The organism is Staphylococcus sp. GW821-FHT11H10 (genome assembly GCF_058807855.1).
The window spans coordinates 72,248-85,723 of record NZ_JBXARC010000004.1; the positions used below are offsets into that span (position 1 = coordinate 72,248).

11 protein-coding genes are annotated in these 13,476 nt (G+C 32.4%); 8 read left to right on the forward strand and 3 right to left on the reverse strand.

The features are described 5' to 3' along the window. Positions 1-21: 21 nt before the first annotated feature. From mgtE to fabI, 3 genes are all read left to right on the forward strand, one after another. Positions 22-1,407, forward strand: a complete 1,386-nt coding sequence (mgtE, locus tag AC1RRU_RS03850) for a magnesium transporter (protein WP_016931313.1) — start codon at positions 22-24, stop codon at positions 1,405-1,407. Between the two features lie 9 nt (positions 1,408-1,416). Continuing rightward, positions 1,417-3,261, forward strand: a complete 1,845-nt coding sequence (locus AC1RRU_RS03855; RefSeq protein WP_011276218.1) for a monovalent cation:proton antiporter family protein — start codon at positions 1,417-1,419, stop codon at positions 3,259-3,261. Positions 3,262-3,586: 325 nt separating this feature from the next. Next, positions 3,587-4,357, forward strand: a complete 771-nt coding sequence (fabI, locus tag AC1RRU_RS03860) for an enoyl-ACP reductase FabI (RefSeq protein WP_011276217.1) — start codon at positions 3,587-3,589, stop codon at positions 4,355-4,357. Between the two features lie 124 nt (positions 4,358-4,481). Here fabI and cozEa read toward each other — a convergent pair whose 3' ends face one another. After that, complete coding sequence (gene cozEa, locus AC1RRU_RS03865) at positions 4,482-5,567, reverse strand: lipoteichoic acid biosynthesis protein CozEa (RefSeq protein ID WP_011276216.1); 1,086 nt, start codon at positions 5,565-5,567, stop codon at positions 4,482-4,484. Between the two features lie 286 nt (positions 5,568-5,853). Between cozEa and AC1RRU_RS03870 the strand changes: the two genes are divergently transcribed. Together AC1RRU_RS03870 and AC1RRU_RS03875 are read left to right on the forward strand one after the other, a co-directional pair. Then, positions 5,854-6,618: an esterase family protein gene (locus tag AC1RRU_RS03870; protein ID WP_016931310.1), complete on the forward strand. Its 765-nt coding sequence runs from the start codon at positions 5,854-5,856 to the stop codon at positions 6,616-6,618. A 179-nt stretch (positions 6,619-6,797) separates the two neighbouring features. Next, the gene (locus tag AC1RRU_RS03875; protein ID WP_011276214.1) at positions 6,798-7,307 is read left to right on the forward strand and encodes a YjcG family protein; all 510 of its coding nucleotides are present in this window, start codon (positions 6,798-6,800) and stop codon (positions 7,305-7,307) included. Positions 7,308-7,395: 88 nt separating this feature from the next. Here the strand turns inward: AC1RRU_RS03875 and ltaA are convergent, their stop codons facing one another. Continuing rightward, positions 7,396-8,592: a lipoteichoic acid biosynthesis MFS flippase LtaA gene (ltaA, locus tag AC1RRU_RS03880; protein WP_029376686.1), complete on the reverse strand. Its 1,197-nt coding sequence runs from the start codon at positions 8,590-8,592 to the stop codon at positions 7,396-7,398. After that, positions 8,570-9,745: a diglucosyl diacylglycerol synthase gene (locus tag AC1RRU_RS03885; protein WP_016931309.1), complete on the reverse strand. Its 1,176-nt coding sequence runs from the start codon at positions 9,743-9,745 to the stop codon at positions 8,570-8,572. The genes ltaA and AC1RRU_RS03885 overlap by 23 nt, the downstream gene beginning before the upstream one ends. Positions 9,746-10,160: 415 nt before the next feature. Here AC1RRU_RS03885 and AC1RRU_RS03890 point away from each other — a divergent pair, with 415 nt between their 5' ends. Genes AC1RRU_RS03890 through AC1RRU_RS03900 form a run of 3 tightly spaced genes read left to right on the forward strand, consistent with a single transcriptional unit; the run spans position 10,161 to position 13,452 of the window. Beyond that, a complete protein-coding gene (locus AC1RRU_RS03890; RefSeq protein ID WP_011276211.1) occupies positions 10,161-11,645 on the forward strand; it encodes a UDP-N-acetylmuramoyl-L-alanyl-D-glutamate--L-lysine ligase in 1,485 nt (494 codons plus the stop codon). Beyond that, a complete protein-coding gene (locus AC1RRU_RS03895; protein ID WP_011276210.1) occupies positions 11,635-11,889 on the forward strand; it encodes a YueH family protein in 255 nt (84 codons plus the stop codon). The genes AC1RRU_RS03890 and AC1RRU_RS03895 overlap by 11 nt, the downstream gene beginning before the upstream one ends. Further along, positions 11,890-13,452 carry a peptide chain release factor 3 gene (locus AC1RRU_RS03900; protein ID WP_011276209.1) on the forward strand — a complete coding sequence of 521 codons (1,563 nt, stop codon included), beginning with the start codon at positions 11,890-11,892 and terminating at the stop codon, positions 13,450-13,452. Positions 13,453-13,476: the final 24 nt, after the last annotated feature.

A 13,476-nucleotide genomic window follows, 5' to 3' on the forward strand; every position in this document is an offset into this window, starting at 1 on the left:
TAAGATTTGGAGGTGTTGACGTTGTCATTAGAAACAGAAAATAATGACTATAATACTGACGAAGTGTATAACCAAAATTTGTTAGATGATCTATTAAAACAAGACGATATAGATCGTTTTAGAGAAGAATTTCTAGCAATGCACGAGTATGAACAAAGTGAATATTTTGAAGACACTACAAATGAAAATAGACAAAAGATATTTGAATTTTTATCACCTCAAGAAGTAGGGGAATTCTTTGAACAATTAGAAATAGATGATGAAGCATATGAAGACCTTTTTGATACGATGAATGCACATTATGCTAGTAAAGTTTTAGAAGAGATGTCTTCTGATAACGCTGTAGATATATTAAATGAACTTTCGAAACCAAAAGTAGCTAGTTTGCTAACGTTAATGAACCGTGACGATGCTAATGAAATTAAGCATCTATTACATTATGAAGAAGATACAGCCGGCGGTATTATGACGACGGAATATATCTCATTAGATGTCAATACTCCGGTTAAAGAAGCATTAATGTTAGTAAAAGAACAAGCACCAGATGCCGAAACGATTTATGTTATTTTTGCCGTAAACACGGACGGACAATTAGTTGGTGTATTATCTTTAAGAGATTTAATCGTGGCAGAAAATGATGCTTACATCGAAGATATCATGAGTGAACGTGTCATTAGTGTTAATGTCGCAGATGACCAAGAAGATGTAGCTCAAAAGATGAGAGATTATGACTTTATTGCAATGCCAGTTATTGATTATCAACAGCATTTACTTGGTATTATCACAATCGATGATATCTTAGATGTTATGGATGAAGAGGCTAGTGAAGACTACTCACGTTTAGCTGGGGTATCTGATATCGACTCGACAAACGATTCTGTTGTCAAAACTGCTACAAAACGATTACCGTGGCTTATTATACTTACATTTTTAGGCATGATTACCGCTACTATTTTGGGTAGTTTTGAAGCAACATTATCACAAGTTGCATTATTAGCTGCATTTATACCTATTATTAGTGGTATGTCCGGAAATTCTGGTACACAATCACTTGCGGTGTCTGTACGTAATATCTCTACTGGGGAAATTGATGAACAAAGTAAATTTAAGGTTGCATTGAGAGAAGCGGGAAGTGGCTTGCTTTCAGGATTAGTTTGTGCCATTGTTTTATTTATTATCATCGTTGTTATATATAGACAACCATTTTTAGCACTAATAGTTGGAGGCAGTCTTACTATTGCAATGACGGTTGGTACGTTAGTTGGTTCTATGATTCCATTATTTATGAATAAACTGAATATTGATCCAGCCGTAGCTAGCGGACCATTTATTACAACAATTAATGATATTGTAAGTATGTTAATTTACTTTGGTTTAGCAACAACATTCATGTCATATTTAACATAGGGGGACAAAATGGAGTTCTTTTCACTAGTCATTGTAGTTCTTGCAGCGTTTTTTACACCAATTATTATAAATAGGCTGAACATCAATTTTTTACCAGTGGTTGTAGCCGAAATCATCATGGGTATTATTATTGGACAGTCTTTCTTAAATCTAGTACATAAAGATAGTATGCTCAACATATTATCAACGTTGGGTTTTATCTTTTTAATGTTTTTAAGTGGATTAGAGATTGACTTTAGCACTTTTAAAAAAGATAAGAGAAATCGACAAGGTACGAACAAACATGAAAAAGATGTACCAAGCCATCTTAATTTAGCGCTAACCGTATTCGCATTTATTATGATTATATCAGTAATATTAGCTTACGCGTTCAAATGGTTAGGACTCGTAGATGATGTTTTATTGATGATAATTATCATATCAACGATATCACTAGGTGTCGTAGTGCCTACTTTAAAAGAAATGAATATAATGCGTACAACTATCGGTCAATTTATATTATTAGTAGCCGTATTGGCTGACTTAGTAACGATGGTACTGTTAACTATTTACGGTGGTATCAATGGTAGTGGTAATGGTTCAGTTTGGCTTTCAGCAATTTTACTTGTATTTACTGCTATTTTCTATATATTAGGCGTTGTATTTAAGCGTATGAAATTTTTACATCGCTTAATTGGTGGTACTACACAAATAGGTATAAGAGCAATCTTTGCATTAATTATTCTTTTAGTTGCACTTGCAGAGGGTGTAGGCGCTGAATATATACTAGGCGCATTCTTAGCTGGTGTGGTTGTTTCCTTGCTGAAACCAGATGAAGAATTAGTGCATACACTCGATTCATTTGGATACGGGTTCTTTATACCAATCTTCTTTATCATGGTTGGTGTTGATTTAAATATTCCGTCATTAATTAAAGAACCATCGTTATTATTAATTATTCCGGTGCTCATTTTAGCTTTTATTATTTCAAAATTAATTCCAGTTTTCTTTATTAGACGTTGGTTTGATAATAAGACAACGATAGCATCAGCATTTTTACTTACTTCAACATTATCATTAGTTATAGCATCTGCTAAAATTGCAGAGCAATTGAATACAATATCATCTGAAATGTCAGGCATATTGATTTTAAGTGCAATCATCACGTGTGTGTTTGTACCGATTATTTTCAAGAAAATGTTCCCAATTCCAGATGAGGCTAATCGTAAAATTGATATTGCATTAATCGGCAAGAATCAATTGACGATTCCAATTGTGCAGAACTTATCACCACACTTATATAATGTGACATTATATTATCGCAAAGATTTAGGAGATAAGCGTAATTTATCTGACCATATAACTGTTGTAGAAATAGCGAATTATGAAGAACAACTCCTAGAAAGATTAGGGTTATTCAATCAAGACATCGTAGTTTGTTCTGCTAATGATGATAGTCTTAACCGTGATGTGGCAAAATTAGCCAAAGCACATGATGTTAAACGCGTAATTTGTCGACTTGAAAATAGTAACGAAGATGAAGAAATGAAAGGTGAAGGTATTGAAGTATTCAGTAATTTCATTAGTAATAAAATCTTCCTACAAGGCTTAATTGAAACACCAAATATGTTAAACATTTTAAGCAATGTTGAAACATCATTGTATGAAATTGAAATGTTAAATCATCAATATGAAAATATTCAACTACGTAATTTCCCATTTGGCGGAGATATTATCTTCGTTCGAATTATTCGTAATAATGAATCAATCGTGCCTCATGGTGATACACAACTTAGATACAAAGATAGACTTATCGTGACTGGTTCAAAAGAATACGTAGATGAGTTAAAATCAGATCTAGAGTTTTATTATTAATATAGAAAAATCAATATTAGACGTCTGGGAGTGGGACAGAAATAATATTTTCTCAAAATTTATTTCGTTGTACTACCCCGGCAAGGATGACTAGGTTTGAAAAAAGCTTGATTCAAGCGCATTTTCAAATCAGTCAGCTACTGACAAAATGATAAAATAGGCTGAGACATTTTATTTTGTCCCAGCCTATTTCCTATATGACCAGGTAATAATATTGCTTTATAATTATGAAGCAAAAATGGTAAAATAATAACGTTAGATTAGTCTACATTGTTTGTACAGTGAGATTAAGATATAAAAAACGATGATTAAGGAGTTATTTCGAATGATTAATCTTGAAAATAAAACCTTCGTAATTATGGGTATTGCTAATAAACGTAGTATCGGATTTGGCGTTGCAAAGGTATTAGATCAATTAGGGGCTAAACTTGTTTTCACTTATCGTAAAGACCGTAGCCGCAAAGAATTAGAAAAATTATTAGAACAATTAAACCAAGAAGAGCCAAAATTATATCAAATCGATGTTCAAAAAGATGAAGATGTAGTAAATGGTTTCGCTAAAATTGGCGAAGAAGTAGGCAATATTGATGGCGTATATCACTCTATCGCATTTGCAAACATTGAAGACTTACGTGGACGTTTCTCTGAAACATCACGTGAAGGTTTCTTACTTGCGCAAGATATCAGTTCATATTCATTAACAATTGTTGCGCACGAAGCGAAGAAAATAATGCCAAACGGTGGTAGTATTGTTGCAACAACATACCTTGGTGGTGAATTTGCCGTTCAAAACTATAATGTGATGGGTGTAGCTAAAGCAAGTTTAGAAGCTAATGTTAAATATTTAGCTTATGATTTAGGCCCGGACAACATTCGAGTAAATGCTATTTCTGCTGGTCCAATTCGTACGTTAAGTGCTAAAGGTGTTGGTGGTTTCAACACAATCCTTAAAGAAATTGAAGAACGTGCACCATTAAGACGAAATGTGGATCAAGAAGAAGTAGGTAAAACAGCTGCTTACTTATTGAGTGATTTCTCAAGTGGCGTAACTGGTGAGAATATCCATGTAGATAGTGGTTTCCACGCAATAAAATAATAAATTAAATCAATTACTTGGTGTGTACAGCACCAAGTTTTTTTTATGTTTACAAAAAGAAGTGAACTTGAATGCATTGTAAATTCAAGTTCACTACTGAAACGTTTTTTAAATTTATATCAATCTAGTCTTTAACGTCGCTATTAGCTTTATCAATAATGCGTTGACGATATTTAAAGACATTGCTCGCAATAGTCTTAAGTACTGCATAGAGTGGTACGGCAATTAAAATAAGTGTGAAACCACCTAAATCTCCTGCGGCTAAAATAACAACAATTATTGTAAGTGGGTGAATACTTAAAGATTTACCCATAACATTTGGTGTAATCACATTACCTTCAAGTTGTTGAGCGATTAATGTAACAACACAAACCCAAATAAAAGTAGTAGGACTATCTATGATACCGAGCACAGCTGCAGGTGCAAATGATAACCATGGTCCTAAGAAAGGTATTAAGTTAGCTACACCAGCAAATAGTACTAATAAAGGTGTATATGGTAAACCAATAATGGTATAACCAATATATAAAATGACCCCTAAAATAACACTTACAGTCACTTGTCCTTGAATGTATGATTTTAATGTGAAGTTTAAATCTTTCATTAAGTCGACTACAAATACTTTACGTTCTCCCTTGAAAAATTTAGCAAGAGCAGGAATGAATTTTTCATGATCTTTTAACATGTAAATTAAGAAGAACGGTACCATGATAAGTAAGAAGACAGTTGAAATAAATGACGTTAAGTATGTAAATGAATTAGCCAAAATTCCAGTCATACTATCACCAATTGATTTTACAGCAGAATTAATTCTATCTGTTACATCACTTGGAAGTTTATCCATTTGCGTAAGTGAGAAGTTAACAATATGTTCAGCTTCTTTTTGCAGTGATGGTGTTGCTTTGATTAAACTATTCACGTTAGAGATAATAATTGGTGCTATAAATGCGACTACGATAGCAATAATAGCAATTAAACCAATAAAAATTGTAGTGATACTTGCCCAACGTGGGAAACCCCACTTTTCAAGAATACTTTGGAAAGGTAAGCAGATATAGAATAAAAATCCGCTAATCATAAATGGAAGAAATACAGAACCGATAATGGTTACAATAGGTGCAAAAACACTTTGTACTTCCATAAACAATTTAATTAGCACGAACAAGATAACTAGGGCAATTCCTGTTCGGAACCAAACTTTGTTAAGCATAAGCTTACGTCCTCCTATTTTCATTTGTTCATTATTTAATTAGTATATATCAATTAAGACGCGTTAAAAAGGGAAATTTTAACTTCTAGAGAGGTACACTGAGATTAATGAAGTTCATATTTAATATTGAAATTAATAAATATAGAGCTACATTTTGAAAAAGTGTTATAACTCTGTATAAATTACCAAATTTCGTGAGTATGAAACATTAGATTTTTATCAGAGATTTAAAAGTCATCATTATCTTGATACAATAAGTATATTCTATTTAGGGGGCGTCAATATCATGTCGAATTTCAAACCAGGCAAAATTAATAAACATATATTACATAGTAATATCTTAGAAAGAGATGTTACATTATCAGTATATTTGCCTGAAGATTACTCTGAATTATTTAAGTATCAAGTCATTATATGTTTTGACGGGCTAGATTTTTTAAGATTTGGAAGACTTCAACGTGAATATGAACGGTTGAGAAGAGAAGATGAAATTCAACGAGCCATTATAATTGGATTTCATTATGAAGATGTTGATAAACGTAGAGAAGAATTCCATCCGCAGGGTACTAGAAGTCATAAAACAGTACAAGTTGTTGGTAAAGAGTTGCTACCATTTATTGATAAGACGTTTCCAACTTATAAAGTAGGTAATGCCAGAATTTTAATGGGAGATAGTCTTGCTGGTAGTATAGCACTTTTAACCGCCTTGACTTACCCAACTATTTTCAGTCAAGTAGCAATGCTTAGCCCGCATTCAGATGAAACTGTAATAGATAAATTTAATAAGTGTATACAATATAGTGAATTGTCTATTTGGCACGCTATTGGTTTAGAAGAAGAAGATTTTGCTTTGCCAACAACTGGAGAACGTGCAAACTTTTTAACGCCAAATAGAGATTTAGCAACAGTAATTAAAGACAAAGGGCTCACATATCATTATTTAGAATTTGAGGGTGGACATAACTGGAAATCTTGGAAACCTCTATTATCAGACATACTTAAATATTATTTAAGCGATGAGCTAATTACACAAGAGTCAAATGAGGTTTAATTACTTGTATTTTTAATAGGATAATCAATGCTAAGATGTAATTGAGATTATTTAATGTACAATACTACGAAATAAATTGTTTAGATATTGTAAACCTTTTCAAAAAATTCTGCTAACTAATAACGTAAAATATAGAATTTTGCTATAATGGTAATATGTTAAACAAAGGAGGAATTTCAATGAATATAGGATTAGCATTAATTCCGTCAAAATCATTTCAAGATGAAGTGAATGGTTATCGTAAACGTTATGATACTGAGTATGCACGTATCATGCCTCATATTACGATCAAATCACACTTTGAAATCAATGATGATGAATTAGATTCAGTAAAAGAAGAAGTTAAAAAAAGATTAGAAGGTTTCGGACCTGTAGATGTTCATGCTACAAAAGCTTCAAGTTTTAAACCAACTAACAATGTAATTTATTTTAAAGTTGCTAAAACTGATGAATTAGAACAACTTTTCAATTTATTTAATACTGAAGATTTTCATGGTGAAGCTGAGCATCCATTCGTGCCACACTTTACGATTGCTCAAGGTTTAACAAGCCAAGAATTCGAGGATATATTTGGTCAAGTAGAATTAGTAGGGGTAGACCTTAAAGAAAAAATTGAAGAACTTTCATTATTACGCTATGACGAAGAAGAGGATAAATGGAAAGTGATTGATACTTTTAAGTTAGCGTAAAATTAAATAATATGTAAAATAAAAATCTAGCTAATGTACAGTGTATGATGTACATTAACTAGATTTTTAGTGTTTTATCTACTTTTTATTAGAAACGATTTGCTTTGCCTCGATACTTTACAAAATAAACACCGTAGAATATCGCTAATACTAAAAAGATTGCTGCAGAAAAATAAAATGTATTATTTAAACCATTAGAAAATTGAGCGATTAAGCCTCCAAATAAAGGACCTATCATAGAACCAAATCCTTGAACACTATTAAATACGCCCCAAGTTTCTTCTTGTTCAGCGGGATCAATTTGTCCTGCCATAAATGTATTCCATGCAGGCAATAATATCCCATACATTAAACCTATAAATATCGCTACAATCCAAACGATAAGGATATTTGTTACTAAAGATAAACCGAAGATAAATGCTGTGAATAGTATAAAACCTGTAAAAATAACTGCATACATAAAGCCTTTACTATTTTTATCAATAATCTTAGATAAGAATAACATTGAAAAGGCACAACCGGCACCACCTATAGCGATGGCAATGGTGTACTCAATAGTACTTACGCCTACTACCTTTGTAGCATATGTAGGTAGTATAGGTAGCAATGCTGAAATAGAAGCACCTTGTAATAAAATACCAGGGAATAACACTAAGTGACGTTTCATAACATCAACGATTTGTCCTAATTGTTCACTAACCGGTTTAGTATTATAATTTGTTAATTTAATATCAACAAAATAATACAATACCCATGCAATGACTACAACAAGTGACATCATAAATGCAAATCGAGTAGGATGTAATTTAACTAGAACATTCATAAATGCCCATCCTACGAGTAACCCTAATAACCAAGCAAAGTAAACATAGCCCATTTGTTTACCACGTTGTGCTTCTTCTACACTAGATAACATGATAACCCATATAGGACTAACAGCAATCCCCAACATGATAGCACTCAAAATGATAACTATTGGATTAGTTGGGAACCAAATGACTAAGAATAAACTAATAAAAGCTAATAAAAAACCTAAGGTTAATACTAGCTTAGTACCAAATTTTTTCAAAAGAAATCCGATGACAAAATTCGTTGCCGCATCGGATATAAAGTGAATTGATAATGCCGCTGAAGTCACTGCAACAGCAATAGAGGTAACGGTTGGTAAATAATTAACGTAACTTAATACATACATTCCCCGTGCAAACTCCATTAAGAACAAAATAACGAGCATTATCTTGAAGTTTTTACTAATTCCTTTATTACTTAACGAAGAATCTGGCATATAAAGGAACCTTTCCATATATTTCTTGTTGTTGTGATGAACTGTCCAAGATATTTAATAAATCGGTACATAGTCTATAAGTTGAATGGTTAACCTTTTCTTCAGTCATTTTATTAGTCATAGCTTGTAAGCGGTACTCGTGATTTGTTAAATCAGAAACAATATCTATAGCTTCTTCAGGTGTATTCGCGATTTTGCCATATGATTTATCTTGGAAATATAATGCATTTTCAAGTTCTTGACCTGGAGCCGGATTCAAGAAGATCATTGGTAAACTACGTGTTAAACCTTCGGAAATCGTTATGCCACCTGGTTTTGTAATCATAAGTTGACTTGATGCCATCCATTCATTCATATGTTTTGTATATCCTAGAATAAGGACATTGTCATATGATTTAAATTGCATTTCTAAAGTACGTTTTAGCCCTTTGCTACGACCACAAACCATTATGATTTGTGATTGTGGACTTTTCTGAAGGATGTTATCAATCATATAGTCAAATCCTTTTGATACACCAAATGCCCCGGCAGACATCAGAATAGTTGGTTTATCAGGATTTAAATTATGTTTCTTCAACCAAGCCACTTTATCGATGTCAGATTCAAATTTATCGGAAATAGGTATTCCAGTCACTTTTATATCAGAAGCAGGGATACCAGCATTGACGAAATCACGTTTAGTATCGTCAGTAGCTACATAATATCTATGAGAGTTAGGCGTTATCCAGTTTTTTTGTAGACGGTAATCTGTCATAACAGTTGCGATTGGAATATTTATGTTAAACTGCTCTGTTAACACTGACATTACTGGAGTAGGGAATGTCAATAAGATTAAGTCTGGTTTTTCTTTAAGTAGTAGATTGATTAATTTATTTAATCCATAATATTTATAAAAACATTTATCTAATTCATCAGGGCGACTATAATAAAAGTTTTTATACATATTTCTAAAATACTTAAAGCTATTGATATACCATTTTTTGCAAATAGAAGTTAAGATTGGGTGTGCTTCCATAAACAAATCATGCTCAATAACTGATAGATGAGACAAGTTCATTTCATTGAGTTGATTAACAACACTTTGTGTCACTTGTAAATGTCCATTTCCAAATGAGCCGGTAATAATCAATATCTTTTTATTTTGAGTAACCATTAATAGTCACCCTCCATTAATTTAAATTTAAAACACGCAATAACGCATTCTGATTTAACTATAGTAGCAATAAACATACTTACATAGTTATCATAATATATATACCCTCTACTGAAAGTATAAAATTCATTTATAGTGCATTATAGCATATTAAGGAAGTTAACATCATCTTTATATAACTATCCTAGCATTAATAGATTTAAAAGTATTGAATTAAAATGATATATATAGGAAATTTTAAAATAATTAACTATTAATTAATAATTCCTTCAATTATATTAATGAAATCTTTAGTGTGAGGTGTAAAACATATCAAGTTCGTATTAAATCTAATCAATATTTTAATGATTATAAATTTATCAACAACTTCAAAACGTGTATAATAAAATTATTGTAAAAAAAGGAGCGATACATTTTGAATGCGAATGAGTTGTTCGAAAAAATACGAGTTAAACAAGTAATAGGTACTTTAGATATAAATGTTACTGATATCACTACAGATTCACGTACCGCTAGTGAAGGGAGTATATTCGTCGCATCAAAAGGCTATACAGTTGATAGCCATAAATTTTGTCAAAATGTTGTTGATCAAGGTGCAAAAGTCATTGTGGTTAACCATCAACAAGACATTAACGGTGACGTGACGCAGGTTATCGTACCAGATACATTAAGAGTTGCTAGCCTGTTAGCACATACTTTATATGATTTTCCTAGCCATCAATTAACTACAATAGGTGTGACAGGCACTAATGGCAAAACTTCAATTGCTACTATGATTCATCTTATTTATAGAGGTTTAGGTAAAGGAAGCGCATATTTAGGAACAAATGGTTTCCAAATAAATGAACATAAAACTAGAGGTGCCAATACAACTCCAGAAACAGTGTCTTTAACTAAAAAGATTAAGCAAGCGGTTGATGAAAATGCGGAAGCTATGACTATGGAAGTATCTAGTCACGGTTTATCACTAGGGCGATTAAGAGGTGTAGAATTTGATGTTGCGATATTCTCAAATTTAACACAAGACCATTTAGATTTTCATGGCACAATGGAAGCCTATGGACATGCTAAATCATTGTTATTTAGTCAACTGGGAGAAGATTTATCGAAAGAGAAATATGCTGTTTTAAATAATGATGATGATTTCTCCAAATATTTAGCATCAGTTACACCATATGAAATATTTACATATGGAATAGACCATGACGCTCAATTTATGGCTAAAAATATTCAAGAATCTTTACAAGGTGTTCACTTTGATTTCGATACGCCTATAGGTACTTACAGTGTTAAAACACCATATGTAGGTAAATTTAATATTTCAAATATTATGGCTGCCATGATTGCCGTCTGGAGTAAAGGAACATCTATGGAAGATATCGTCAGAGTAGTTGAGAATTTAGAGCCAGTTGAAGGGCGTTTGGAAGTTCTAGATCCTTCGCTACCAATTGATTTAATTATTGACTATGCACATACTGCTGACGGAATGAATAAACTTATAGATGCAGTAAAACCTTTCGTGAAACAAAAATTAATCTTTTTAATTGGAATGGCTGGAGAACGTGACTTAACTAAAACACCTGAAATGGGCGCAGTAGCTTGTAGAGCAGATTACGTAATATTTACGCCAGATAATCCTGCTAATGATGATCCTAAAATGTTGACTGCTGAACTAGCTAAAGGCGCAACACATAATCATTATGTTGAATTTGATGATAGAGCTGAAGGGATCAAACATGCCATTGATATAGCTGAACCGGGCGATACAGTAGTATTAGCTTCTAAAGGAAGAGAACCTTATCAAATCATGCCTGGACATATTAAAGTGCCACATAGAGATGATTTAATTGGACTTGAAGCGGCATACAAAAAATTTGGCGGTGGCCCAAGTGAACATTAAACAATTATCTATAAATGACGAAATTGTTAATGTTTACTTATATATAAGTGAAGATAAAAATCAAATCATGTTGGCTATTCCAGATATATTTTGGTCAATAGAACTTGATTTGAATATGGACAGTAATGATGTTAAAGAAGAATTGGTAATGCAATTATTTGCTTTTATCGAGGAAAATGAAGCAATCAAAATTGCTTCGAATTTAACAAACTGGATTGTGAATGATTTTAAAGGAGATCAATAGATGAGTTTAAAAGAAGAAGTTGAATCAAGAAAGACGTTTGCCATAATATCTCACCCGGATGCTGGTAAAACGACACTGACTGAGAAGTTGTTATATTTTAGTGGTGCAATTAGAGAAGCGGGTACAGTTAAAGGTAAAAAAACAGGTAAATTTGCAACTAGTGACTGGATGAAAGTGGAGCAAGAACGTGGTATTTCAGTAACGAGTTCAGTAATGCAATTTGACTATGATGATTACAAAATTAATATATTAGATACACCAGGACACGAAGATTTCTCAGAAGATACTTACCGTACTTTAATGGCAGTGGATAGTGCAGTGATGGTTATTGACTGTGCCAAAGGTATTGAACCTCAAACTTTAAAGCTATTTAAAGTTTGTAGAATGAGAGGAATTCCAATTTTTACATTCATTAATAAATTGGACCGCGTAGGTAAAGAGCCATTTGAATTATTAGATGAGATTGAAGAAACATTAAACATTGATACTTATCCTATGAACTGGCCAATTGGTATGGGTCAAAATTTCTTTGGTATTATCGATCGTGATTCTAAATCTATAGAACCATTTAGAGATGAAGAAAATGTTTTACATTTAAATGATGATTATGAACTACAAGAAGAGCATGCTATTCGTAATGACAGTGCATTTGCTCAAGCTATCGAAGAATTTATGCTTGTAAAAGAAGCAGGTGAAGAGTTTGATAATGATGCGCTATTAAATGGTGAATTAACACCCGTATTCTTTGGTTCTGCATTAGCTAACTTCGGTGTTCAAAACTTCTTGAATGCATATGTTGATCATGCACCGATGCCTAATGCACGTCAGACAAATGAAGAAGTTGAAGTAAGCCCATTTGATGATGAATTTTCTGGATTTATTTTCAAAATTCAAGCTAATATGGACCCTAAACATCGTGATAGAATTGCGTTTATGCGTGTTGTTAGTGGTGCATTCGAACGTGGTATGGATGTAACATTACAACGTACGAGCAAAAAACAAAAAATTACGCGTTCAACATCATTTATGGCTGACGATAAAGAAACTGTTAACCATGCAGTAGCTGGAGACATCATTGGTTTATATGATACAGGTAATTATCAAATTGGAGATACTTTAGTTGGTGGCAAGCAAAAATATAGTTTCCAAGATTTACCTCAATTCACACCGGAAATATTTATGAAAGTTTCAGCTAAAAACGTAATGAAACAAAAACATTTCCATAAAGGAATTGAACAGCTTGTTCAAGAAGGAGCAATCCAATATTATAAAACGCTTCACACTAATCAAATTATTTTAGGTGCCGTTGGTCAATTACAATTTGAAGTGTTTGAACATCGAATGAAAAACGAATATAACGTTGATGTTGTTATGGAACCTGTTGGTAGAAAAATTGCGCGTTGGATTGAAAACGAAGATGATATACAAGATAAAATGAACACGTCTCGTTCTATATTAGTGAAAGATAGATATGATAATTTCGTCTTCTTATTCGAAAATGAATTTGCAACACGCTGGTTCGAAGAAAAATTCCCAGAAATTAAATTGTATAGTCTTTTATAAGATTATGATTGAAAATAATGGGTA